This window comes from Pseudomonas paraeruginosa PA7 (assembly GCF_000017205.1).
Classification (GTDB): Bacteria; Pseudomonadota; Gammaproteobacteria; order Pseudomonadales; family Pseudomonadaceae; genus Pseudomonas; species Pseudomonas paraeruginosa.
Map to the genome: position 1 here is coordinate 1,346,113 of NC_009656.1, position 25,048 is coordinate 1,371,160.

Consider the following 25,048-nt stretch of genomic DNA (forward strand, 5'->3'; position numbering starts at 1 on the left):
TGTCAGTTGAGCAGGCGTGGCAGCCACAGGGTCAGGGACGGGAACAGGATCAGCAGCGACAGCACCCCCAGGGCGACCAGGATGAACGGCCAGATACCCTTGAACATTTCCAGGATATCGAGGCGGCTGATGGTCGCCACGATGAACAGGCAGGCCCCCATCGGCGGGGTGATCAGGGCGATGGTGATGTTCAGGGTGAAGATCAGCCCGAGGTGTACCGGATCGACGCCGGCGGCCAGCGCCACCGGGGCGACGATCGGCGTCAGCAGCATCAGCACCGAGACCTCTTCCATGAGCATGCCGCAGATGAAGATGACCGCGCTGATGATGAACAGCATCAGGGTCGGCGAGTGGCCGAACGGCTCCAGCAACCGGGCGAACTCGCTGGCGACCTGGGCGTAGTTGAGCAGCCAGTTGACCACCGAGGCGGCGGCGATGATCACGTAGATGGCGGTGGTCAGGCGTACCGTCTCGCGCAGCGAGTTCCACAGCCCGGCCAGGCTCAGCTGGCGCTGGAGCAGGCCGACCAGCGCCACGTAGAGAGCGATCAGGGCGCCCGACTCGGTGGGCGTGACCAGGCCGAGGACGATCCCGGCGACGATGATCACCGGCGCGATGAGCGCGGTCAGGGCACCGGACAGCGCCGCCAGGATCTCGCCCCAGGCCGGCGCCGCGTGGCGTGCCTGCAGCCCGTTGCGGTAGGCGTACAGCGCGTTCAGCAGCATGAAGGCGGCGGCCAGCAGCAGGCCGGGAATCACCCCGGCGAGGAACAGCTCGCCCACCGAGGTGTTGGTCAGCGAGGAATAGAGGATCATGAAGATGCTTGGCGGGATGATCGGGCCGATCAGCGAGCTGCCGGCGGTCAGCCCGGCGGCGAAGCGCCGCGAGTAGCCCTCCTTCTCCATCGCCGGCACCAGCAGGGTGCTGAGCGCCGAGGCGTCGGCCGCGGCGGAGCCGTTGACCCCGGCGAAGAACACCCCGGCGACCACGTTGACGTGGCCGAGGCCGCCACGGAAGTGGCCGACCAGGGCGTTGGCCAGGCGCATCAGGCGCGGGGTCATGCCGGAATGGTTCATCAGGTTGCCGGCCAGCACGAACAGCGGGATCGCCATCAGCGAGAAGATGTCCATGCCGCCGAAGAAGCGTTGCGGCAAGGTGTTGGCGAACAGCGCCGGGTCGACGAAGAGGAACCCCACCAGCGCGGTGAGCAGCAGGCAGAGGAACAGCGGCAGGCCGAGCAGGAGGTTGACCACGAAGGCCGCGATCATGGCGATGGCCATCATGCCTGCGACCCTCCCTCGACGGTGGTGCTGGCCGGCTGCCGCGGCCAGGGGCCCTGGAGCAACAGCATGAGGGTCAGCAGGCCGAAGCCGAGCGGCAGGCTGAGCAACGGCCAGGTGCGGCTGACGCCCAGACCGAGGCTGCGGAAGCGCCCGGCGTTCAGCGCGTAGCGGGTGCTGACCCAGGCGGCGAAGGCGAAGAAGGCCAGCGCCAGCAGCCACTGGTAGAGCCTGAGGACCTGCGCCAGACGCGGCGGCAGATGCTGTTCCAGCAGGTTGACGCGCATGTGTCCGCCTTCCATCCACACCGCGCCGAGCGCCAGCATCACGGCGCCGATGATGAGGTAGCGGGCCAGTTCGTCCATCCAGATCGGCGAACTGCCGAGCAGGTAGCGGGCGAACACCCCGTAGATGAGCAGGGCGAGGTCGAGCAGCAACAGCAGCGTGGCGAGGTTCAGCAACGCGGCGCGCATGCCCTTGAGCAATGACGGCATGGGAGGTACTCCGGAAAGTCGGACAGGCGCGCCCGGCCGACGGCGACGGCCGTCGGGGGCAACGCGCGAAGGTCAGGGGGCGGTGGCGAGACCGGCGTCGCGGAAGGCCATCTCGGTCCAGCGTGGCTCGATGTCCTGGGTCTTCAGCCAGGCCAGGTAGGACGGCTGGCCTTTCGCGCGGAAGGCGGCGAGGTCATCGGCGGACGGCTGGATGATCTGCATGCCCTTTTCCTTGAGGAACGCCAGGTCGCGTTCCTGCTGGGCGGCGACCGCCTCGCGGTTCAGCCGGGTGGCTTCGGCAGCGGCGTCGAGCAGGGCCTGGCGGTCCTTGGCGGGGAGGCTGGCGAGCAGATCGCCGTTGGCCACCAGGAACTGGTCGGAGTACTGGATGTTGGCCAGGGTCAGGTACTTCTGCACCTGGTAGAGGCTGCCGAGGATGATGTAGGAGGTCGGGTTCATCTGGCCGTCGGCGACGCCGGTGCGCAGGCCCATGTACAGCTCGGTCCAGGGGATCGGCGTGCCGGAGGCGCCGAAGGCTTCGTAGAGCGCCACCTGGCTGGGGTCCATGGCGCGGAAGCGCAGGCCCTGGAAGTCCGCCGGGCCGTGGATCGGCTTCTTGCCGTTGGTGAAGTTGAGGAAGCCGCCTTCCTCGACCACCGCCAGCAGTTCGGTGCCGGTGCGCTCGCGGAAGGCCTCGCGGGCGGCCTGCCAGTAGCTGCCGCGGTCGAAGAAGGCGTGGGCCGCGGCGGCGTCCTTGAACATGAAGGGCGTGGCGCTGACGTAGATCTCCGGGAACAGCGGGGCGATCCCGGCGAAGGAGGCGATGTTCAGCCCGGGGCCGGTCATCACCTGTTCCATGCGCTGCTCCTCTTCGCCGAGCATGCTGTTGGGGTAGAGCTTGAACTGCAGGTCGCCACCGCTCTTTTCCTCGGCCAGGCGCTTGAGGTTGCTGGCGAACAGGTGCACCAGGTTCTTCTCGCTGTCGGCGGCGCCGTTATAGCTCAGGTTGAGGGTAGTGGCGGCCTGGGCGAGGCTGCCGCCCAGGCCCAGGGCGGCGGCCAGCAGTCCGGCGGCGAAGCGGCGGGCGAGGCCGCGGCGCGGATTCGTGTGCATGTTGTTTTCCTTATGGCAGTCCGAACGGTCGAGGGATCGGCGGCACTTCTTGTCGGGGCGCGGGGCCGGGTGCTCGCACGAAAGCGAAGCAACGCTAGCCGTTGTCTCGTTGACTATTCAAGTCCGGACGTGATGCGAAAAAGACAACGCCTCAGCGCTGCGCGAGGCCGGGCGCGTCGCCACTGAAGAAGCGCATGCCCCGGCGCAGGTGCTCCAGGCAGGCGATCGCCGCCACGGTCAGCTCGCGGCCCTTGTGGCTGACGATCCGCGCGCGGGCGTCGCGCAGCGCCGGATGGGCCAGCGGCAGGCAACGGATGTGCCCGGCCTCGATCTCGTGGCTGACCGTCAGTTCCGGCATGAAGGCCACGCCGATGCCGGACTTGACGAAATTGGTCAGCACCGCCACCGAGTTGGTACGCAGCTTCGGCCTTAGCTCGATGCGCTCCAGTTGCGCGGCGATCACCGCCAGTTGGCCCATGCCGGTGCTGTTGTGGATCAACGCCAGCGACTCGTTGCGCAGCGCGCGCATCGGCACCGCGCCGCGGTGTCCGGCGAGGGCATGGTTGGCGGGGATGATCAGGTCGAGGGGCTGGCGGGTGTCGACGTGCACGTCCAGCTCGCCGTCCTCGACCGGGGCGTAGACCAGCGCCAGGTCGACGGCGTCTTCCTTGACCAGCGCCACGCCTTCGTTGGCCCCGGCCATGCGCACTTCCAGCTCGATGCCGGGGTAGCGCAGGATGAAACTCTGCAATGGCTGGGAGATCAGGTCGGCGATGAAACCTTCGCCGACCGCCAGGCGCACCTTGCCCTGGCGCAGCCCCTGCAGGGCCGACAGACGCGACAGCACGCCCTCTTCGTTGGCCCGTTGCTGGCGGTAGTGCGCCACCAGCAGCTCGCCGGCCTCGGTAGGCGCCACGCCCTGCGGCGTGCGTTGCAGGAGGCGCACGCCGAGATGTTCCTCCAGGCTGGCGAGCTGCCGGCTGATGGCCGAGGGGTCGATGTTCAGGTGCTGGGCGGCGCGGCGTAGAGAGCCGTGGTGGATCACCTCGTTGAGGTAGGCCAGGGCCCGTTGGCTGAGGCGGATCATCGCGGCTCAGTCCAGCAGAGACAGGGTGACCGGGGTCCGGTGGTTGTCCTCGACCCGCACCTCCAGTTCGCCTTCCGCCAGGCGCGCCTTCAGGCGCTGTCCCGGCTGGGCCTGGCCGGCATCGCGGATCGCCCGGCCACGCTCGTCGAGGAGGATGCTGTAGCCGCGGCCCAGGGTCGCCAGCGGGCTGACCACGTTGAGCGTCTGCGCCAGTCCTTCGAGGCGCCGGCGACGATCCTTCAGTACCTCGTGGGCGGCGCGCGGCAGGCGCGCGGCGAGGCTGTCGAGCTTCTGCCGGAGCAGCGCCAGGGTGCGGCCCGGATGCTGCGCGGCGAGGCGCGTCTCCAGGCGGACCAGGCGTTCGTGGCGGACCGCCAGCTGGCGCTCGAAGGCACGGCGCAGGCGCATGTCCAGGTCGTCCAGGCGCTGCGCCTGCTGGCGCAGGCGTTCGCCGGGATGGCGCAGGCGGCGGGCGACGCCTTCCAGGCGCAGGCGTTCGCGCAGCAACTGGTCGCGCATGCGCAGCACCAGGCGCCGGCGCAGGCCATCGAGACGCTGCTGCAGGTCGCCGGCGTTGGGCGCCAGCAGTTCGGCGGCGGCCGAGGGAGTCGGTGCGCGCACGTCGGCGACGAAGTCGCTGATCGATACGTCGGTCTCGTGGCCGACCGCGCTGACGATCGGCGTGGCGCAGGCTGCCACGGCGCGCGCCACCGCTTCTTCGTTGAAGCACCAGAGGTCTTCCAGGGAACCGCCGCCACGGGCCAGGATCAGCGCGTCGAAGCCTTGCCGGTCGGCCAGTTGCAGGGCGCGGACGATCTGCGCGACGGCCTCGCGGCCCTGCACGGCGGTGGGCACCAGGGTCAGCTCGACCTGCGGCGCGCGGCGACGGAACACGCTGATGATGTCGCGGATCACCGCCCCGCTGGGCGAACTGACGATACCGATGCGACGCGGATGGGCGGGCAGCGGACGCTTGCGTTCGCTGGCGAACAGGCCTTCGCCGGCGAGTTTTTCCTTCAATGCCTCGAAGGCCAGGCGCAGGGCGCCGTCGCCGGCCGGCTCGACGGTATCGGCGATCAACTGGTAGTCGCCGCGTCCCTCGAACAGCGAGATCTTTCCGCGCACCTTGACCGCTAGGCCGTCGCGCAAGGCCTGGCGTACGCGCTGGGCGTTCTGCCGGAACAGCGCGCAGCGAATCTGCGCGTTGCTGTCCTTGAGGGTGAAGTAGACATGTCCGGAGGCCGGTCGGGCGAGGTTGGACAGTTCGCCCTCGACCCACACCTGCGGGAACACGTCTTCCAGCAGCAGGCGGGCGCGCTGGTTCAGTTGGCTGACGGTCAGCACCTCGCGATCGAGGCCGAGCCGTTGGAAGGGATCGTTACGCATGGGCGGCATGATAAGGCGGCGCACCGCGATGTGCGATCAATCCTTGGCTTCGTTCGGCAGATTCTCCAGGAAATATTCGACGAAGCCTTCCACCAGGGGGCTATCGTCGCGTCGCCAGGCCAGCGCCACCTCGCTGTATGCCTCGGCCTCGGCCAGGGGCAGGAAGCGCACGGCGGGCGGAGCGATGGCGCGCATCGAGGCGGGCACCAGGGCGACGCCGAAGCCGGCCTCGATCAGTTGCAACTGGCTGGTCTTGCGCGACAGCGCGCGCGCCGGGCGTGGGTAGAAACCGGCGCCGAGGCAGAGTTCGGCGGCGCGATAGCTGAGGCCACCGCGTTGCAGGTGGGGAATGGAGACGAAGGTTTCTCCGGCCAGGGCGGCCAGGGCCACGGGGGTTTCACGGCGGGCCAGCGGATGGTCGGCGGCGAGAGCCAGGAGCAACGGCTCGCGGTACAGGGCGCGCAGGTGCAGCCGGGGATGCTGGCGCAGCACCGGCAGGCGCAGCAGGCCGACGTCCAGGCGGCCTTCGGCGAGATCGGCGAGCTGCTGCTCGGAGGATTGCTGGGTCAGTTCCAGGCGGACGCCGCTCTGCGCCGCGAGGTAGCCGCGCAGCGCCGCTTGCAGACCGTCTACCAGCGGCACCGAGCTGGAATGCCCCAGGCGCAGCAGGCCATGGCCGCCTTCGCCGACCTCGCGGGCCAGGCGCCGGGCGGCTTCCAGGTCGCCGAGCAGGCGCTGCGCGCGGGGCAGGAAGGCGCGGCCGGCCGGGGTCAGCTCGACCTGGCGCGGACCGCGGCGCAGCAGTGGGGTGCCGATGCTGTCCTCCAGTTCACGCACCTGCCGGCTGAGCGCCGACTGGGCGACGAACAGGCGTTCGGCGGCACGGCTGAAGCCGCCGGACTCGACGATTTCGACGAAATAATGGAGTTGCCGCAAAGAGATCATCGGAAGATTCCCCATGCCTTTTCGAGATGGCTACAGGGCTCGGATTGTATTGGCTGGCGCGCCGTTGCGCTCGCTAGAGTGCGCGGGTCGTCGTTCCGGGAGCCGCCATGTCCTCGCTCGATCCGTCAGTCCTGTTCGCCGCCCTGCCGTTCAACCTGTGGCAATGGCTGCTGGTCGAACTGGCCATCGTCCTCGCCTATGTGGTGTTCGGCATCGCCGGCTTCGGCACCGCGCTGGTTGCCGGCCCGTTGCTGGCCGGAGTGCTGCCGCTGTCGCAGATCATTCCGCTGCTGGTCCTGCTGGATTTCAGCGCATCGTTCGGCAACTGGCTGCCGGCGCGGCGGCAGGTCGCCGTCACTGAGCTCAAGCGTCTGCTGCCCTGCATGCTGCTGGGCTGCGCGCTGGGGGCATACGGACTTCTGGCGCTACGCGCGGAGCTGCTGATGCTGGCTCTCGGCGTGTTCGTCAGTCTCCATGCGCTTTACGCGCTGTTCCTCCAGCCACGCGGCCAGCCGCGCTGGCGGGCGACCTGGGCGTTGCCCTTCGGTGTCTTCGGCGGGCTGTTCGGCGCGTTGTTCGGCAGCGGCGGCTTCCTTTATTCGCTGTACCTGAACGGACGCCTGGCGAGCAAGGAGCAGATGCGCGCCACCCAGAGCGCGCTGATCGGTTGTAGCACCTTCGTCCGCCTGGGGCTGTTCCTGCTCGCCGGGCTGTATGCCGCGCGCGAGTCCTGGCTGCTCGCCGCCTGCCTGCTGCCGGGCATGGCGCTGGGCCTGTGGATCGGTCGCCGGGTGACCCTGCGTCTGTCGCGTGAAGCCTTCGTCCGCCTGGTCACCTGGCTGGTGCTGTGCAGCGGCCTGGCGCTGGTCGGGCGCTACCTGGCCGCTTGAAGCGGCTGCGCCGGGCACAGGCCGAACTGTGCGGCCAGCTCTTCGAGGCGCTGGCGCTGGAAGTCGCGGAACGCCGCGTTGGGCTGCTGCAACTCGATGAAGTCGCGCAGCGGGTCGCGCACCGCGCTGCGCACGCCGCTGAGTTCTTCGATCACCGCCAGCCCGCAGAACGGCACGTAGGCTTCCGAGTAGCCGCCTTCGTGGACCACCACCAGGCGTCCGCCTGCATGCCGCTCGGCCGCGTCGCGGACCATCGCGGTCAGCGCCCGGAAGCTGTCGCTGTGCAATTGCATGCGCGCTAGCGGGTCCACCGCGTTGGCGTCGAAGCCACTGGCGACCACGATCAATTGCGGGCGGAAGCGCTCCAGCGCCGGCAACACGATGCGTTGCATGGCCTGCATGTAGGCATCGTGTCCGCCGCCGGGAAGCAGCGGAACGTTGAGGTTGAAGCCGCGACCGCGATCCTCGCCGATGTCTTCGGCGCCGCTGTAGCCAGGCGGGAAGCAGCCGTCCTGGTGCAGGGAAATGCTCAACACGTCGTCGCGCCGGTAGTAGATCGCCTGGGTGCCGTTGCCGTGGTGCACGTCCCAGTCCAGTACCGCGACCCGCTCGACGCCGTGGCGAGCCTTGGCCGCCTCGATGGCCACGGCGATGTTGGCGAAGAAGCAGAAGCCCATCGCCTGGTCCGGCAGGCAGTGGTGACCTGGCGGACGCGACAGCGCATAGGCGTTGTCCGCTTCGCCGGCGAGCACCGCATCCAGCGCGGCGATGGCCAGGCCGGCGGAGAGTCGGGCGATCTCGTAGCTGCCCGGGCCGATCGGCGCGTCCTGGCCGAGGCTGCCGCCGCCGGCGTCGCTCAACGCCTTGAAACGTTCCAGATAGTGCGCCGGATGCACGCGCAGCAGGTCCTCGTCGCTCGCCGGCGGCGCGCTGCGCAGTTGCAGGCGGGCGGTCAGGCCGGACACGTCGAGCAGGCTTTTCAGCCGGCGCTTGGTTTCCGGTGATTCGGCGTGTCCGGCGGCGGCGGGCGGTTGCACCCAGCCGCCGACCGGCAGGGTCAGCGCGTGCGGGCCGGCGGCGTGCCAGAGGCAGAGTTCGTCGAAGAAGAAAGCGGTACGTCGGCTCATGGTGGATATCCGTGGTTCGGGAGAGGGTTTCAGCGTGGCCGGCAGGCCAGGGCCAGCAGCAACGAGAGGCCGGCCAGGCCGGCGGCGATCGGCAGCAGCGGGAGGAAACCGCCGCTGCTTTCGATGAGTCGTCCGGCCAGCGCCGGGCCGATGGCCAGCCCGCCGCCGATGACCAGGTTGGAGGCGTTCATCAGGCGGCCGGAGCGGTCCAGGTCGGCGAGGCAGGCGAGGATGAACGGCAGGGCGAAGGTCCAGGTGAACTTGAACAGCAGCGCGGCCAGGGCGAAGCGCGCCAGCGGCGGCTGGCCGATCAGCAGGAGGATCGCCGCGGCCATCGCCAGGTAGCCGCCGAGCAGCATCAGGTCGCGCGGCAGGCGGTTGCCGATGAAGGAGGCGCAGGCCGCCCCGGCGATGCCCATCAGAGTGGCGACGGCGAGTACCTCGCCGCTGGCGCCGGCTCCGATCCCCGCGCCTTCGGCGATGGCGCCGATGAAGGTCCAGACACCGCTGAGGCTGATATAGAAGGTGAGCACGGCGAGGATGCCCAGCCCGACCCGCAGTCGCGAGTGAGTCGCGCCGGCACTGGTGCGGGCTTCCGCCGGTGGGCTGCCACTGGGGAAGGCCCGCGACAACGGCAGGGCGAGGCCCATCAGGCCAGCCAGCAACAGGTAGCAGGCGGCCAGGCCGAAGCGTTCGAACAGCGCCGGCAGCAGCGCCAGGCCGACGGCGCCGACCACCAGTTGGCCCATCACCCAGAGCCCGTAGACCCGGCTCGGGGTGGCGGTGCTGGCGGCGCTGGACAGGCAGAGGATCATCAGCGAGCCGCCGGCGAGGGCGCTGCAGAAACGCAGGGCGAGCAGCAGCGGGTAGCTGCCGGCCAGCGCCGAGGCCAGGTTGGCGGCGATGAACAGCAGGCCGGCGAGCAGCGCCGCGTGGCGCCAATCGACGCGTTGCAGCCAATGGAAGGCCGGCAGCGTCGCCAGGCTCATGGCGCCCAGCTCCACCGAAAACAGGTCGCCGACCCGCGCCGGGCTCAGTTGCCACTGGGCCGCCAGTTGCGCGGCGACGGCGGGGGCGGTCATCAGGATGGTCGGGGTTATCGCGGCGAACACCACGATGGCCGCGAGCAGCGCGAGGTTGCCGGACACCGGAGAGGCGCTGGCGAGGGTCTTGTCGGAAGCGTTCATGGCTGCGCCTCCTCAGAACACATGGACCAGGCGCAACAGGGCCTGGCTGCCATGGAAAGCATTGTCGGTGGCGACGTTGCGCGAGAGACCGAACATCAGGCCGTTGCGCCGGTCCAGCCAGTGGCCGAGCTCGAAGCCGAGCTGGGTGTAGCGCTGGTGGGTGTCGTCGAGGGTATGACCTTGCAGCTTCAGTTCGCCGCCATCGGCGTGCACCAGCTTGAGGGCGCCGTAGGTGCTCTGGCTGAAGTCGTAGGAGGCGAAGGCTTGCAGGCGATAGAGCGGTTCCTGTTCCAGGTCGCTGCCGAAGTAGTCGTCGTTCTTCGCGTAGAACTGCGCTTCCAGGTTGGCTTCCAGCACCCAGTCGCGGCCGATGCCCCGGGTGTAGTTGTAGACGAAGGTGGCGCCCCAGCGGTTGGCGCCGGGCGAGACATCGGGGTTCTTCGCGTGGTACTCGCCCAGCGGCAGGGTGATCAGGGTCAGCAGGCCGCTGTAGCGGCGCCGTTCCGGGTCGTTGACGAAAAACAGGGTGCCGCCGACCTGGGGATCGCCGAAACCGGTCTCGCCGGCATGCCCGGCGGTGCCGGGCAGGCGCGCATCGATGTCGACGAAGGGAATGATGAACTGCGGCGTGCAGAGGGGGCCGCAGAGGTCGCTGAAGAACACCTGGCGGTAGGCCACCGCGTTGGTCTTCAGTTCGGCCTTGCCGTTGCGATCGGCCGGCCCGTGGAACTCATGGGCGCGGGTCGCCGGCAGGTAGAGCACGCCGAGCGTGGTGCCCGCCGGGGCGCCGAAGAAATCGCGGGCGTTGAGGTCGGCGGCGCCGGCCTCGGCGCCCAGCAGGAGCTGGATGCCGAGCAGCGCGAGGGCGCTGGCGGGCGGTGCGGCCATCGAGGCGGTGCGGTGGGTCATGTGTCGGTCTCCCCGGTCGTTGTCTGCCCAGCGTTCGTCGCGCCGGTGGTGGTTGCGCCTCTTCGCAGGCGAAAGGGCGCCCAAGCCGCCCTTGGCGGGGCGGTCGAAGCGGTGATGGCAGGGTGGAGGGCTGTCAGCCAGGCGGGAACTGGTGCAGCAGGTGAGCGATGCTCGCCTTGTCGTTGACGCCGAGCTTGGAATAGATGGTGCGTATGTGATGGCGCACGGTGTTCGGTGCCAGGCCGAGGTCGCGGGCGATCTGCTTGTAGGTCTTGCCTTCGCTGAACAACAGGGCGACGTCGCCTTCGCGATTGCTCAACTGTTCGATCGCGCTCGGTTGCCGCGCGGTGAGCAGGTAGAGGTCGCCGACCGGCAGCGATTCGATTACCAGCCGCCCGTCGCGGTAGCCTTGCGGGCTGGTCGGCTCCGGCATCTGCGGGCCGGTCCAGCCCGGCCAGGCGCCGAGCAGCAGGTCGACGAAGCCGCGTTCGGCACAATGCAGCACGCCGTAGCGGTCGCATACCGCCATGGCCAGTGCCTGGCGTTCGAGGGATTCGCGCAGGGCCACCAGGGTGCGGATCTGGTTGGCCGAGACGGCCGCGGCCAGGTGCGCCGAGAGTTGCCCGAGGAGCAGTTTCTCCTGTTCCGCGAAGGGCGGGCCGCCGGGCGTGCGATAGAGGGCGACATGGTCGCTGAGGCGGGTGATCGGATCGACGTGGATCACGCAGAGCAATTCACCGATGTGGTGACGCGCGCCAAGCCAGCGTAGTCCGGCGGTGGCCTGCATGTCGACGGCCACGGCGGTGCCCGGCCGGGCGTGCACCAGGCCGACGGTGATGTCGTCGTGGCTGATCGACTTCCAGTCCTCGATATAGTGCTTTTCGAGGTTGAACAGGTGCGCGCTGTGCTCCACCGGCACGCCATCGAGCAGCGCCGCGCGGCCCCACCAGGCGCGCTGGAACGGCACCAGTCGCTGTAGACGTTCCAACGCGGTGCGGTGGAAGCGCTCCAGGGTCTTGTCGCGCGCCAGTCGGTTGATGTCCAGCACGGCGGCGCTGAATGCCGCGAGCAAGGCTGCGGATGACGAATGCGGGTCAGTGCTCCCTTTCATTCTCTCCCCGTCCCACTTTTTATAGTTCTTGGAACCGGCGTCCCGTCGGATCGGCGGTCGCAGGGTGACATCCGCAGTATCCGGTCATCCGCCGCCGCGCCGCCATCCTGCAGATGCGGGATAGGACAGGCGCGGCGCGGCCCCGGGTTGGCCTTGCAAGATATTTGCCCATCCGCCGTTTTCGGCGATCAACTGCGTTGAGCGCAAGCCCGTGGCTGGGTATAATGTCGCGCTTCCATTTTTCCCGTCTGGGAGCGCCCGCCATGCTGCGAATCAGTCAAGAAGCCCTGACTTTCGACGACGTCCTTCTGATCCCCGGTTATTCCGAAGTCCTGCCCAAGGACGTGAGTTTGAAAACTCGCCTGACCCGCGGCATCGAACTGAACATCCCGCTGGTATCCGCCGCGATGGATACCGTGACCGAAGCCCGCCTGGCCATCGCCATGGCCCAGGAAGGCGGCATCGGCATCATCCACAAGAACATGGGCATCGAGCAGCAGGCCGCGGAAGTCCGCAAGGTCAAGAAGCACGAGACCGCCATCGTCCGCGACCCGGTCACCGTCACCCCTTCCACCAAGATCATCGAACTGCTGCAGATGGCCCGCGAGTACGGCTTCTCCGGCTTCCCGGTGGTGGAGCAGGGCGAACTGGTCGGTATCGTCACCGGTCGCGACCTGCGGGTGAAGCCGAACGCCGGCGATACCGTCGCTGCGATCATGACCCCGAAGGACAAGCTGGTCACCGCCCGCGAAGGCACCCCGCTGGAAGAAATGAAGGCCAAGCTCTACGAGAACCGCATCGAGAAGATGCTGGTGGTCGACGAGAACTTCTACCTGCGTGGCCTGGTGACCTTCCGTGACATCGAGAAGGCCAAGACCTACCCGCTGGCGTCCAAGGACGAGCAGGGCCGCCTGCGCGTCGGCGCCGCCGTCGGTACCGGCGCCGATACCGGCGAGCGCGTCGCCGCGCTGGTCGCCGCCGGGGTCGACGTGGTGGTGGTGGACACCGCCCACGGTCACTCCAAGGGCGTGATCGAGCGCGTGCGCTGGGTCAAGCAGACCTTCCCGGACGTCCAGGTGATCGGCGGCAACATCGCCACCGCCGAGGCCGCCAAGGCTCTCGCCGAGGCCGGTGCCGACGCGGTCAAGGTCGGCATCGGCCCGGGCTCGATCTGCACCACCCGCATCGTCGCCGGTGTCGGCGTGCCGCAGATCTCCGCCATCGCCAACGTCGCCGCCGCCCTCGAAGGCACCGGCGTACCGCTGATCGCCGACGGTGGCATCCGCTTCTCCGGCGACCTGGCCAAGGCCATGGTCGCCGGCGCCTACTGCGTGATGATGGGTTCGATGTTCGCCGGTACCGAGGAAGCGCCGGGCGAGATCGAGCTGTTCCAGGGCCGTTCCTACAAGTCCTACCGCGGCATGGGTTCGCTGGGCGCCATGTCCGGCTCCCAGGGCTCGTCCGACCGCTACTTCCAGGATGCCTCCGCCGGCGCCGAGAAGCTGGTGCCGGAAGGCATCGAGGGCCGCGTGCCGTACAAGGGCGCCCTGTCCGCCATCGTCCACCAGTTGATGGGCGGCCTGCGCGCCGCCATGGGCTACACCGGCAGCGCCGACATCCAGCAGATGCGCACGCAGCCGCAGTTCGTCCGGATCACCGGCGCGGGCATGGCCGAATCCCATGTCCACGACGTCCAGATCACCAAGGAAGCCCCCAACTACCGGGTTGGTTGAGGCTGATTGAAATGAGTGCTGCACGGGGCTGTTCGATTCAGCCCCGTGTCGTTTTCGAATTCCGTAGCGAGAGATGGCCATGTCCCAAGACATTCACGCCCACCGTATCCTGATCCTCGATTTCGGCTCCCAGTACACCCAGCTGATCGCCCGCCGCGTGCGCGAGATCGGCGTGTACTGCGAAATCCATCCCTTCGACATGAGCGACGAGGCGATCATCGCCTTCGCCCCGCGCGGCATCATCCTCGCCGGCGGTCCCGAGTCGGTGCACGAAGCCGACAGCCCGCGCGCGCCGCAGGCGGTGTTCGACCTGAAGGTGCCGCTGTTCGGCATCTGCTACGGCATGCAGACCATGGCCGAGCAGATGGGCGGCAAGGTGCAGGGCTCCGACCTGCGCGAGTTCGGCTACGCCCGCGTCGACGTGGTCGGCAAGGCGCGCCTGCTGGACGGTATCGAGGACCACGTGGACGACGACGGCGTGCTCGGCCTCGACGTGTGGATGAGTCACGGCGACAAGGTCACCGAGATGCCGGCCGGCTTCCACATCCTGGCCAGCACCCCGAGCTGCCCGATCGCCGCCATGGCCGACGATGCCCGCGCCTACTACGGCGTGCAGTTCCATCCGGAAGTCACCCACACCAAGCAGGGCCTGCGCATTCTCTCGCGCTTCGTCCTCGACATCTGCGGCTGCGCCGCGCTGTGGACCCCATCGAACATCGTCGAGGACGCCATCGCCACCGTGCGCGCCCAGGTCGGTTCGTCCAAGGTCCTGCTCGGCCTCTCCGGCGGCGTGGACTCCTCGGTGGTCGCCGCGCTGCTGCACAAGGCCATCGGCGACCAGCTGACCTGCGTGTTCGTCGACAACGGCCTGCTGCGCCTGCACGAAGGCGACCAGGTGATGGCCATGTTCGCCGAGAACATGGGCGTGAAGGTGATCCGCGCCAACGCCGAGGACAAGTTCCTCGGTCGCCTGGCCGGCGTCGCCGACCCGGAAGAGAAGCGCAAGATCATCGGCCGCACCTTCATCGAAGTCTTCGACGAAGAAGCCACCAAGCTGCAGGACGTGAAGTTCCTCGCCCAGGGCACCATCTACCCCGACGTGATCGAGTCGGCTGGCGCCAAGACCGGCAAGGCCCACGTGATCAAGTCGCACCACAACGTCGGCGGCCTGCCGGAGGACATGCAGTTCGAACTGGTCGAGCCGCTGCGCGAGCTGTTCAAGGACGAAGTGCGCAAGATCGGCCTGGAGCTGGGCCTGCCCTACGACATGGTCTACCGCCACCCGTTCCCCGGCCCGGGCCTGGGCGTGCGCATCCTCGGCGAAGTGAAGAAGGAATACGCCGACCTGCTGCGCCAGGCCGACCACATCTTCATCGAGGAACTGCGTGCCTTCGACTGGTACCACAAGACCAGCCAGGCATTCGTGGTGTTCCAGCCGGTGAAATCGGTCGGCGTGGTCGGCGACGGCCGCCGCTATGCCTGGGTCGTCGCCCTGCGCGCGGTGGAAACCATCGACTTCATGACCGCGCGCTGGGCGCACCTGCCCTACGAGCTGCTGGAAAAGGTCTCGAACCGCATCATCAACGAGATCGCCGGCATCTCCCGGGTCACCTACGACGTGTCGAGCAAGCCGCCGGCGACTATCGAGTGGGAATGATCGGATCGCGCCGATGACAGAGGAAAGGGCAGCTTCGGCTGCCCTTTTCGTTTGCTCCGGATCAGCAAAGCGGCAGTTGCACGGAGCGATGGCTCGCCTTGTCGGCTGGGAAATGAGAAAATCTATCATTTCCCAGCCGCAGTACCCGCGAAGGTGAAGGCTCCATGACATTTACCCGTAGACAAGTGCTCGGCGGCCTCGCCGGGCTGGCGGTGGTCGGCCTCGGCGCCGGCGGCGCGCGCCTCTGGCTGGCGCGTCCGCAGGTGGCGCAGGAATACGACTACGAACTGATCGCCGCGCCGTTGGACCTGGAGATCGTCCCCGGCTTCACCAGCCCGGCGCTGGCCTACGGCGGCCAGTGCCCCGGCGTCGAGCTGCGGGCGAAGCAGGGCGAGTGGCTGCGGGTACGCTTCACCAACAGGCTGGACGAGCCGACCACCATCCACTGGCACGGCATCCGCCTGCCGATCGAGATGGACGGCGTGCCGTACATTTCCCAACCGCCGGTGCAGCCGGGCGAGAGTTTCATCTACCAGTTCAGGACCCCGGACGCCGGCAGCTACTGGTACCACCCGCACCTGATGAGCAGCGAGCAGCTCGGCCGCGGGCTGGTCGGCCCGCTGATCATCGAGGAGCGCGAACCCACCGAGTTCCGCCACGAGAAGATTCTCTGCCTGAAGACCTGGCACGTGGACGAGCAGGGCGCCTTCACCCCCTTCAGCGTGCCGCGCCAGGCCGCGCGCGAAGGCACCCGCGGGCGCTATTCGACGATCAACGGCAAGCATGTGCCGACCATCGACCTGCCGGCCGGGCAGATCGTCCGGGTGCGCCTGCTGAACGTCGACAATACCGTCACCTACCGTCTCAACCTGCCCAACGGCGAGGCGAGGATCTACGCCATCGATGGCCATCCGGTGGAGCCGCGCGGGTTCGAGGGGCAGTACTGGATCGGCCCCGGCATGCGCCTGGAACTGGCGCTGAAGGTGCCGGAGGCGGGCACCGAGCTGTCCCTGCGCGACGGGCCGGTACGCCTGGCGACGATCCGCAGCGTGGCCAGCGCCGAGGCTCCCGCCGGCGACTGGCCGAAGCCGTTGCCGAAGAATCCGGTGAGCGAGCCGGACCTGGCCAATGCCGAGAAGATCGGTTTCCGTTTCGAGTGGGTCGGGGCGATGTCCGATACCAGCGGCAAGAATCCCTATCCGTCGTTCTGGCAGATCAACGGCAAGGCCTGGGAAGGCGGCGAGGAGCACAAGCACAACGCGCCGCCGCTGGCCAAGCTCAAGGAAGGCCAGAGCTACATCTTCGAGCTGCGCAACATGGCGCAGTACCAGCACCCGATCCACCTGCATGGAATGGCCTTCAAGGTGCTGGATTCGGACCGTCGGGAGATCGTCCCGTACTTCACCGACACCTACCTGCTGGGCAAGAACGAGACCGCCCGCGTCGCGCTGGTGGCGGACAATCCGGGCCTGTGGATGTTCCACTGCCACGTCATCGACCATATGGAGACCGGCCTGATGGGGACCATCGCGGTCGGCGAGGCCTGGTGCGGGTGACTAAGCTGATCAGCAACGGCAAGGGCTACCCGACGGTAAAAGGCGTGCGTCCGATCATCGATCGCAGCCGGGACCCGCATTTCATGCGCGAGGCCCTGGCAGAGGCGGAAAAGGCCGCGGCCCTCGGCGAGGTGCCAGTGGGCGCGGTGCTGGTGCGCGAGGGCGAGATCATCGGTCGCGGCTTCAACCAGCCGATCAGCAGCCACGATCCCAGCGCCCACGCCGAAATGGTGGCGATCCGCATGGCCGCGGCCGAGGCGGGCAACTACCGGCTGCCGGGCAGCACCCTCTATGTGACGCTCGAGCCGTGCGGCATGTGTTCCGGGCTGCTGGTCCATGCGCGCATCCAGCGCCTGGTTTACGGCACGCTCGAACCCAAGTCGGGCGCAGTGGAAAGTCGTGGGCGATTCTTCGAGCAGGAGCATCTCAACCACAGGGTCATGGTCGAGGGCGGCGTGCTGGCCGAGGAGTGCAGCCAGGCGCTTTCGGCGTTCTTCCGCGCGCGGCGCGAAGCGGCGAAGAAGCCTCGCGAAGACTGACGGATGTTTCTCTTTTCGAACGCTCCGGCTGAAACGTTAAAGCACGTCCTTGCCCCTTCCTCTCCTTCAAAAGCCATCTGCATCAATTATTTATCCGGATATTTCGGACGATCGGCATAGGCGTAAAGTCGTAGTCGCCGCGCGCTTCCTCTGTCGAATTGTGTGATATTTTGCACGGCCGCTTGAGCAAGCGGCCCGCAGGCAATGGCTTCAGGTGAGAGCGAGCCCGCCTGCGGATACCCCCGCCGGACCGCGCAGTCGAAAAAGCGCGGCCGGTCCGGAGGCGTCCGCGATTCCCGGTCCTGCATTGTCCTCGAAGAAGGCCATCGGTACGGCGGTCCTGGCCGCCTCCCGCACAATGCCAATTCGAAATGCAGGGAGTTTTGTCATGAGTGATACCCGGGTCCAGTCGTATCAGGATCACGCCGGGGCGCAAGCCGTCGATTCCTCGGGGCTGGAGGTCAAGCGCCTGACCTTCCTCGAGGCGGTGGCGATGATCGTCGGAACCAACATCGGCGCAGGCGTGCTGTCCATGGCCTACGCCAGCCGCAAGGCCGGCTTCATGCCGTTGCTGCTGTGGCTGGCGGTGGCCGGCCTGTTCACCACCATTTCCATGCTCTACGTCTCGGAAACCGCGCTGCGCACGCGCACCCACAACCAGTTGAGCGGCCTCGCCCAACGTTATGTCGGTTCCTTGGGCGCCTGGGCGATCTTCCTGTCGGTGGCGGTCAATAGCATCGGCGCGCTGATCGCCTACATGAGCGGCAGCGGCAAGATTCTCAGCGCCTTCTTCGGCATCAGCCCGGCCCTGGGCAGCGTGCTGTTCTTCATTCCGGCCGCCGGCGTGCTGTACCTGGGCCTGAGCGCCATCGGCAAGGGCGAGAAGTTCATCAGCATCGGCATGGTCAGCATGATCCTGATCCTGGTGGCGGCCACCCTGCTCAACGACAACACCGAGTTCGCCCGCCTGCTCGACGGCGACTGGATCTACATGGTGCCGGTATTCAACATCGCGGTGTTCTGCTTCTCCGCCCAGTACATTGTCCCGGAGATGGCCCGCGGCTTCAGCCATGCCCCGGAGCGCCTGCCGAAGGCGGTGGTCACCGGGATGCTGAGCACCTTCGTCCTGCTCAGCGTCGTACCGCTCTCGGTGATCGCCCTCACCGGCCTGGAGAACCAGTCCGAAGTCGCCACCCTGGCCTGGGGCAAGGCGCTCGGCGAATGGGCCTTCTTCACCGCCAACACCTTCGCCCTGTGCGCCATGCTCACTTCCTACTGGGGCCTGGGTGGCAGCTTCCTGACCAATATCTTCGACAAGTTCCACAAGCTTGGCCCGGAGAGCCGGCCGAAGACCCGCCTGCTGGTGCTGGCGATCGTCGCGCTGCCGCCCTTCGTCCTGGCCTACAGCGGGCTGGTCGGTTTCGTCAACGCGCTGTACTTCGCCGGCGCCTTCAGTGGGGTGATCCTGTCGATCATGCCGATCCTGATGCTGCGCTCGGCGCGCCGGAGCGGAGACTTCGAGCCGGCCTGGAAATGCGGCTGGATCGCCCACCCGGCGATCCAGGTGGTGATCGTGATGATCTACCTGGCCAGCGCGGCCTACGCCATCTGCAGCGCCATGAACCTGCTGCCGGCCGGCTGGTAGGTCATCGCTGCCGGAAGAGGCCGCCATTGGGCGGCCTTTTTCATGGGATTAATTTTATCCGGATAATATTGTCGTTCTATTTATATCCGGGTATTATTCGGGCATTCCATCCATGGGAGCCTGTCATGGCCAATGATCCACGCATCCAAACCTTCACCTGCTTCGACGGCACCCGCCGGCTGCTGACGGCGGCGCTGTCGGAGGTCGCGCTGGCCTTGAAGCAAGCGGTCGCCGGCGGTGCTGCCGGGCCGCTGCTGGTGTTCGACAATGCCACCGGCCGTTCCGTCGATCTCGATATCCGTGGTTCCAGCGAGGACCTGCTGGCGCGCCTGGTCGTCGCAGGCGAGCGGCAACCGGCGGAGGAGGCTCCGCCGCGCGGGCGCGGGCGGCCGAAGCTGGGCGTGGTGGCGCGCGAGGTGACCTTGCTGCCGCGCCACTGGGAATGGCTCGCCGCACAACCCGGGGGCGCCTCGGTGGCGCTGCGCAAGCTGGTCGAGGAGGCGCGCCGCAGCCAGTCCGGGCGGGCACGGCAGGCGCAGGAGCGCGCCTATCATTTCATGAGCGCGATGGCCGGCGACCTGCCGGGCTTCGAGGAAGCGACGCGGGCCTTGTTCGCCGGCGATCGCCAAGGCTTTCTCGAACGGATCGGCGGCTGGCCGACCGACGTGCGCGAGCACGCCGCCTGGCTGGCGGGCGAAGAACAGGCGTATTGAGGAAGGGGGCGGCGGAAGCTACAGCTTGCCGTCGCCTTCGTCGTCGTCCGGGCGGGTCTTGTTCACGCCGGGCAGGTGCAACCCGCTCTCGGCGATCTGGCTGCCTTCCATCTGCGGCTGGGTCACCCAGGTGAGGATGTCGTAGTAGCGCCGCACGTTCTGCACGAAGTGCACGGTTTCGCCGCCACGGGCATAGCCGTAGCGGGTCTTGGCGTACCAGCGCTTCTGCGCCAGGCGCGGCAGCATCTTCTTCACGTCCAGCCACTTGTTCGGGTTGAGGCCTTCCTTCTCGGCCATCTTGCGCGCGTCTTCCAGGTGTGCGCCGCCGATGTTGTAGGCGGCCAGGGCGAACCAGCTGCGGTCCGGCTCCCTGATGCTCTCGGGCAGTTCGCTGCGGATCTGCACGAAATACTTGCTGCCGCCCTGGATGCTCTGCTTCGGGTCGAGCCGGTTGGACACCCCCATCGCCTGGGCGGTGCGGTTGGTCAGCATCATCAGGCCGCGCACGCCGGTCTTCGAGGTGGCGCTGGGCTGCCACAGCGACTCCTGGTAGCCGATGGCGGCGAGCAGGCGCCAGTCGGTGTCCAGTTGCTTGCCGCTCTGCTTGAAATGGCTTTCGTAGCGCGGCAGGCGTTGCTGCAGGTGCTGGGCGAAGGTGTAGGCACCGACGTAGCCGAGCACGTCGACGTGCCCGTAATAGCGGTCCTTGAGGCGCTGCAGCAGGCCTTCCTTCTTGGCCTGGTCGAGGAACGCGTTGACTTCGTTCATCAGGCTGTCGTCGTCGCCGCCCGGCAGGGCCCAGGCCAGGCCGCGGGCTTCGCCGAAGTCGAAGGCGACCCGGACGTTGGGGAAATACACCTGGTTCATCGCCAGTTCGTTGGAGTCGACCAGGGTCAGGTCGATGTCGCCGACGTCGACCATGCGCAGCAGGTCGACCACCTCGACGGCATCGGACTCGTCGTACTTCAATTCGGGATACTGCTTCTTCAGCTCGGCGAGCTGTGCCGCGTGGCTGCTGCCCTTGAGCACCATGATGCGCTTGCCGACCAGGTCTTCGGGACGGGTCGGGCGCTGCTGGCCGTTGCGGTAGATGACCTGGGGAGTGACGTCGAGGTAGGTGTGCGAGTAGCGCACGCTGGCGTCGTCCTGGCGGCCCGGGGTCAGGCCGGCGGCGGCGAGGGCCGGGCCGCCTGCGCGGGAGAGCTGGGCGTAGAGGTCGTCGAGGTTGTCGGCGGTCTCGATCTTCAGCTCGACGCCCAGGCGCTCGGCGAAGCGCTTGGCCAGTTCGTACTCGAAGCCGGTTTCGCCGTTGCGGTCCTGGAAGTAGGTGGCCGGGCTGTTGCGGGTGACCACGCGCAGCACCCCCTCCTTCTGCACGCGCTCCAGGGCGGTAGGGGCTTTCGCCTCGCTACAGCCCGCAAGCAGCAGAAAGATGCCGGTCGCCAACAGCCAGGCGGCGCAACGTAAGCGGTACGCGGTCAGGGCAAACATCGGCGCAGTATACGCAAAGGCGAGACGGCGCCATATCTCGACAGCCGGAACCTTCTCTGCTAACGCCGGGATACCGTTCGTCCGCCGCTTCGCAGGCCCCGTCGCGGAACGCTGCGGTGTCGCTCTCGAAGTGTTTCGAAGCGGGCCGCCACGGATCCGATGGAGCGCCGCGCGATAGCCGTCGGCGCGGGTGCCGCCGACGGCGCTTTACGGTAGAATGCACGGCCTCTGCGGGCCGGCCCGGCCGGCCCCCACACCTTCCCGTCTCCAGAGGCTGTTCCGACAATGCTGATCCTGCGCGGCGCTCCCGCCCTTTCCGCTTTCCGCCACGGCAAACTGCTCGAGCAACTGACCCAGCATGTGCCCGCCGTCACCGGGCTGTACGCTGAGTTCGCGCATTTCGCCGACGTCACCGGCGCGCTCACCGCCGACGAGGAGCAGGTGCTGGCGCGGCTGCTGGAATACGGCCCGAGCGTACCGGTGCAGGAACCCTCCGGCCGGCTGTTCCTGGTGGTGCCGCGCTTCGGCACCATCTCGCCGTGGTCGAGCAAGGCCTCCGACATCGCCCGCAACTGCGGCCTGGCGAAGATCGAGCGACTGGAGCGGGGCATTGCCTATTATGTGCAGGGCGAACTCTCCGAGAGCGACGTCCAGGCGGTCGCCGCACGCCTGCACGACCGCATGACCCAACTGGTGCTGGAGCGCCTGGAAGGCGCCGCCGAGCTGTTCAGCCATGCCCAGCCGCGCCCGCTGACCGCCATCGACGTGCTGGGCGGCGGCCGCGCCGCGCTGGAGAAGGCCAACGTCGAACTGGGCCTGGCGCTGGCCGAGGACGAGATCGACTACCTGCTCAAGAGCTTCGCCGACCTGGGCCGCAATCCCCACGACGTCGAACTGATGATGTTCGCCCAGGCCAACTCCGAGCACTGCCGCCACAAGATCTTCAACGCCAGTTGGGACATCGACGGCCAGGCCCAGGACAAGAGCCTGTTCGGCATGATCAAGAACACCTACGAGATGAACCGCGAAGGCGTGCTGTCCGCGTACAAGGACAACGCCGCGGTCATCGTCGGGCATGTCGCCGGACGCTTCTTCCCCGATCCCGCGACCCGCGAATACGCCGCCAACCGCGAGCCGGTGCAGATCCTGATGAAGGTGGAGACGCACAACCACCCGACCGCCATCGCGCCGTTCCCCGGCGCCTCCACCGGCTCCGGCGGCGAGATCCGCGACGAGGGCGCGACCGGCCGCGGCGCCAAGCCGAAGGCCGGCCTGACCGGCTTCACCGTATCCAACCTGCAGATCCCCGGTTTCGAACAGCCCTGGGAAGTTCCCTACGGCAAGCCCGAGCGCATCGTCACCGCTCTGGACATCATGATCGAAGGCCCGCTGGGCGGCGCGGCGTTCAACAACGAATTCGGCCGTCCGGCGCTGACCGGCTACTTCCGTACCTTCGAGCAGAAGATCGAGACCCCGCGTGGCGAGGAAGTGCGCGGCTATCACAAGCCGATCATGCTCGCCGGCGGCATGGGCAACATCCGCGACGAGCATGTGCAGAAGGGCGAGATCAGCGTCGGCGCCAAGCTCATCGTCCTCGGTGGCCCGGCCATGCTGATCGGCCTGGGCGGTGGCGCCGCCTCGTCGATGGCCACCGGCGCCAGCTCCGCCGACCTCGACTTCGCCTCGGTGCAGCGCGACAACCCGGAAATGGAGCGGCGCTGCCAGGAAGTGATCGACCGCTGCTGGCAGCTCGGCGAGCGCAACCCGATCAGCTTCATCCACGACGTTGGCGCCGGTGGCCTGTCCAACGCCCTGCCGGAACTGATCAACGACGGTGGTCGTGGCGGCCGCTTCGAACTGCGCGCGGTGCCCAACGACGAGCCGGGCATGAGCCCGCTGGAAATCTGGTGCAACGAATCGCAGGAGCGCTACGTGCTGTCGGTGGACGCCGCCGACTTCGAGACCTTCAAGGCCATCTGCGAGCGCGAGCGTTGCCCGTTCGCGGTGGTCGGCGAGGCCATCGAGCAGCGCCAGCTGACCGTCGCCGACAGCCATTTCGGCAACAAGCCGGTGGACATGCCGCTGGAAGTCCTGCTCGGCAAGGCGCCGCGCATGCACCGCGCGGTGACCCGCGAGGCCGAACTGGGCGACGACTTCGACGCCGCCGGGCTGGAACTGCAGGACAGCGTCGAACGCGTCCTGCGCCATCCCGCCGTGGCCAGCAAGAGCTTCCTGATCACCATCGGCGATCGCACCATCACCGGCCTGGTGGCCCGCGACCAGATGGTCGGCCCCTGGCAGGTGCCGGTGGCCGACTGCGCCGTCACCGCGACCAGCTTCGACGTCTATACCGGCGAGGCCATGGCGATGGGCGAGCGCACCCCGCTGGCGCTGCTCGACGCCCCGGCTTCCGGGCGCATGGCCATCGGCGAGACGGTCACCAACCTGGCCGCCGCGCGCATCGCCAAGCTGTCCGACATCAAGCTGTCCGCCAACTGGATGGCCGCCGCCGGCCACCCCGGCGAGGACGCGCGCCTGTACGACACGGTCAAGGCGGTGGGCATGGAACTGTGCCCGGAGCTGGGCATCACCATCCCGGTGGGCAAGGACTCGATGTCCATGAAGACCCGCTGGCAGGAGGGCGCCGAAGACAAGAGCGTCACCTCGCCGGTGTCGCTGATCGTCACCGGTTTCGCCCCGGTCGCCGACGTGCGCCAGAGCCTGACTCCGCAACTGCGCCTGGACAAGGGCGAGACCGACCTGATCCTGATCGACCTGGGCCGCGGCAAGAACCGTCTCGGCGGCTCGATCCTGGCCCAGGTCCACGGCAAGCTCGGCCGCGCCGTGCCGGACGTCGACGACGCCGAGGACCTGAAAGCCTTCTTCGCGGTGATCCAGGGCCTGAATGCCGACGGCCACATCCTCGCCTACCACGACCGTTCCGACGGCGGCCTGGTCACCAGCGTGCTGGAGATGGCCTTCGCCGGTCACTGCGGCGTCGAGCTGAACCTCGATGCCCTGGCCGATAGCCGCGAGGAATTGGCGGCCGTGCTGTTCAACGAGGAGCTGGGCGCGGTGATCCAGGTCCGCGAAGGTGCCACCCCGGAAGTCCTCGCGCAGTTCAGCGCCGCCGGCCTCGACGACTGCGTGGCGGTGATCGGCCAGCCGGTGAACGGCTACGAGATCAACCTGAACTACAACGGCGAGACCGTCTACAGCGCCCAGCGCCGCATCCTGCAGCGCATCTGGAGCGAAACCAGCTACCAGATCCAGCGCCTGCGCGACAATGCCGACTGCGCCGAGCAGGAATTCGATGCCTTGCTGGACGAAGACAACCCTGGCCTGTCGACCAAGCTCAGCTTCGACGTCAACCAGGACATCGCCGCGCCCTACATCAGGAAGGGCGTGCGGCCGCAGGTGGCGATCCTTCGCGAGCAGGGCGTCAACGGCCAGGTGGAGATGGCCGCAGCCTTCGATCGCGCCGGCTTCGCCGCGATCGACGTGCACATGAGCGACATCCTCGCCGGCCGGGTCGACCTGAAGGCTTTCAAGGGCCTGGTGGCCTGCGGTGGCTTCTCCTATGGCGACGTGCTCGGCGCCGGCGAGGGCTGGGCCAAGTCGATCCTGTTCAACACCCGCGCCCGCGATGGCTTCCAGGCCTTCTTCGAGCGCAAGGACAGCTTCGCCCTTGGCGTCTGCAACGGCTGCCAGATGATGTCCAACCTGCACGAGCTGATTCCCGGCACCGAGTTCTGGCCGCACTTCGTGCGCAACCGCTCCGAGCAGTTCGAGGCGCGGGTGGCGATGGTCCAGGTACAGGAATCGTCGTCGATCTTCCTGCAGGGCATGGCCGGGTCGCGCCTGCCGATCGCCATCGCCCATGGCGAGGGCCATGCGGAGTTCGAGTCGGAAGAGGCGCTGCTGGAGGCCGACCTGTCCGGCTGCGTGTCGCTGCGCTTCGTCGACAACCACGGCAAGGTCACCGAAGCCTACCCGGCCAACCCCAACGGCTCGCCGCGCGGCATCACCGGCCTGAGCAGCCGCGACGGCCGGGTCACCATCATGATGCCGCACCCCGAGCGGGTGTTCCGCGCCGTGCAGAACTCCTGGCGTCCGGACGACTGGCAGGAAGACGGCGGCTGGCTGCGCATGTTCCGCAACGCCCGGGTCTGGGTGGACTGATCC

19 protein-coding genes are annotated in these 25,048 nt (G+C 67.9%); 8 read left to right on the forward strand and 11 right to left on the reverse strand.

Annotation, left to right across the window (positions count from 1 at the left end; genetic code table 11):
* Nucleotides 1–2 precede the first annotated feature (2 nt).
* The 6 genes from PSPA7_RS06375 to PSPA7_RS06400 all read right to left on the reverse strand — a co-directional run bounded on the left by PSPA7_RS06375 (nucleotide 3) and on the right by PSPA7_RS06400 (nucleotide 6,305).
* Complete coding sequence (locus PSPA7_RS06375) at nucleotides 3–1,283, reverse strand: TRAP transporter large permease (protein WP_012074580.1); 1,281 nt, start codon at nucleotides 1,281–1,283, stop codon at nucleotides 3–5.
* On the reverse strand, nucleotides 1,280–1,774 hold the full coding sequence (locus PSPA7_RS06380) for a TRAP transporter small permease (protein ID WP_012074581.1): 495 nt from the start codon (nucleotides 1,772–1,774) through the stop codon (nucleotides 1,280–1,282). The genes PSPA7_RS06375 and PSPA7_RS06380 overlap by 4 nt, the downstream gene beginning before the upstream one ends.
* A gap of 72 nt (nucleotides 1,775–1,846) precedes the next feature.
* Nucleotides 1,847–2,887 carry a TRAP transporter substrate-binding protein gene (locus PSPA7_RS06385; RefSeq protein WP_012074582.1) on the reverse strand — a complete coding sequence of 347 codons (1,041 nt, stop codon included), beginning with the start codon at nucleotides 2,885–2,887 and terminating at the stop codon, nucleotides 1,847–1,849.
* A gap of 151 nt (nucleotides 2,888–3,038) precedes the next feature.
* Nucleotides 3,039–3,974 (reverse strand): LysR family transcriptional regulator, encoded by a 936-nt coding sequence (locus PSPA7_RS06390; protein ID WP_012074583.1) that lies wholly within the window; start codon nucleotides 3,972–3,974, stop codon nucleotides 3,039–3,041.
* 6 nt (nucleotides 3,975–3,980) lie between these two features.
* Nucleotides 3,981–5,360: an exodeoxyribonuclease VII large subunit gene (gene xseA, locus PSPA7_RS06395; protein ID WP_003154564.1), complete on the reverse strand. Its 1,380-nt coding sequence runs from the start codon at nucleotides 5,358–5,360 to the stop codon at nucleotides 3,981–3,983.
* A 36-nt stretch (nucleotides 5,361–5,396) separates the two neighbouring features.
* A complete protein-coding gene (locus PSPA7_RS06400) occupies nucleotides 5,397–6,305 on the reverse strand; it encodes a LysR family transcriptional regulator (protein WP_012074585.1) in 909 nt (302 codons plus the stop codon).
* Between the two features lie 107 nt (nucleotides 6,306–6,412).
* Here PSPA7_RS06400 and PSPA7_RS06405 point away from each other — a divergent pair, with 107 nt between their 5' ends.
* Nucleotides 6,413–7,195 (forward strand): sulfite exporter TauE/SafE family protein, encoded by a 783-nt coding sequence (locus PSPA7_RS06405; RefSeq protein WP_012074586.1) that lies wholly within the window; start codon nucleotides 6,413–6,415, stop codon nucleotides 7,193–7,195.
* Here PSPA7_RS06405 and PSPA7_RS06410 read toward each other — a convergent pair.
* The 4 genes from PSPA7_RS06410 to PSPA7_RS06425 form a co-directional block, all read right to left on the reverse strand.
* Entirely contained in the window at nucleotides 7,180–8,322 is a 1,143-nt protein-coding gene (locus PSPA7_RS06410; RefSeq protein ID WP_012074587.1) for a histone deacetylase-like amidohydrolase, read from the reverse strand. The genes PSPA7_RS06405 and PSPA7_RS06410 overlap by 16 nt on opposite strands.
* Before the next feature lie 29 nt (nucleotides 8,323–8,351).
* Nucleotides 8,352–9,509 carry an MFS transporter gene (locus PSPA7_RS06415; RefSeq protein ID WP_012074588.1) on the reverse strand — a complete coding sequence of 386 codons (1,158 nt, stop codon included), beginning with the start codon at nucleotides 9,507–9,509 and terminating at the stop codon, nucleotides 8,352–8,354.
* Between the two features lie 12 nt (nucleotides 9,510–9,521).
* Nucleotides 9,522–10,418: a transporter gene (locus tag PSPA7_RS06420; RefSeq protein WP_012074589.1), complete on the reverse strand. Its 897-nt coding sequence runs from the start codon at nucleotides 10,416–10,418 to the stop codon at nucleotides 9,522–9,524.
* 133 nt (nucleotides 10,419–10,551) lie between these two features.
* Entirely contained in the window at nucleotides 10,552–11,529 is a 978-nt protein-coding gene (locus PSPA7_RS06425; protein ID WP_012074590.1) for a helix-turn-helix transcriptional regulator, read from the reverse strand.
* Nucleotides 11,530–11,792: 263 nt separating this feature from the next.
* Between PSPA7_RS06425 and guaB the strand changes: the two genes are divergently transcribed.
* The 6 genes from guaB (at nucleotide 11,793) to PSPA7_RS06455 (ending at nucleotide 19,372) form a co-directional block, all read left to right on the forward strand.
* On the forward strand, nucleotides 11,793–13,262 hold the full coding sequence (gene guaB / locus PSPA7_RS06430; protein ID WP_003092702.1) for an IMP dehydrogenase: 1,470 nt from the start codon (nucleotides 11,793–11,795) through the stop codon (nucleotides 13,260–13,262).
* Between the two features lie 79 nt (nucleotides 13,263–13,341).
* On the forward strand, nucleotides 13,342–14,919 hold the full coding sequence (gene guaA, locus PSPA7_RS06435; protein WP_024915449.1) for a glutamine-hydrolyzing GMP synthase: 1,578 nt from the start codon (nucleotides 13,342–13,344) through the stop codon (nucleotides 14,917–14,919).
* 164 nt (nucleotides 14,920–15,083) lie between these two features.
* Nucleotides 15,084–16,475: a multicopper oxidase family protein gene (locus PSPA7_RS06440; RefSeq protein ID WP_012074592.1), complete on the forward strand. Its 1,392-nt coding sequence runs from the start codon at nucleotides 15,084–15,086 to the stop codon at nucleotides 16,473–16,475.
* A complete protein-coding gene (gene tadA, locus PSPA7_RS06445) occupies nucleotides 16,466–17,014 on the forward strand; it encodes a tRNA adenosine(34) deaminase TadA (protein WP_012074593.1) in 549 nt (182 codons plus the stop codon). Before PSPA7_RS06440 ends, tadA begins: the two co-directional genes overlap by 10 nt.
* Nucleotides 17,015–17,402: 388 nt before the next feature.
* The gene (locus PSPA7_RS06450; protein WP_012074595.1) at nucleotides 17,403–18,659 is read left to right on the forward strand and encodes an aromatic amino acid transport family protein; all 1,257 of its coding nucleotides are present in this window, start codon (nucleotides 17,403–17,405) and stop codon (nucleotides 18,657–18,659) included.
* Nucleotides 18,660–18,784: 125 nt separating this feature from the next.
* Nucleotides 18,785–19,372 (forward strand): DUF2239 family protein, encoded by a 588-nt coding sequence (locus PSPA7_RS06455; RefSeq protein WP_012074596.1) that lies wholly within the window; start codon nucleotides 18,785–18,787, stop codon nucleotides 19,370–19,372.
* A gap of 18 nt (nucleotides 19,373–19,390) precedes the next feature.
* Here the strand turns inward: PSPA7_RS06455 and mltF are convergent, their stop codons facing one another.
* Entirely contained in the window at nucleotides 19,391–20,863 is a 1,473-nt protein-coding gene (mltF, locus tag PSPA7_RS06460; RefSeq protein ID WP_012074597.1) for a membrane-bound lytic murein transglycosylase MltF, read from the reverse strand.
* 285 nt (nucleotides 20,864–21,148) lie between these two features.
* Between mltF and purL the strand changes: the two genes are divergently transcribed.
* Nucleotides 21,149–25,045, forward strand: a complete 3,897-nt coding sequence (gene purL / locus PSPA7_RS06465) for a phosphoribosylformylglycinamidine synthase (protein WP_012074598.1) — start codon at nucleotides 21,149–21,151, stop codon at nucleotides 25,043–25,045.
* Nucleotides 25,046–25,048 lie beyond the last annotated feature (3 nt).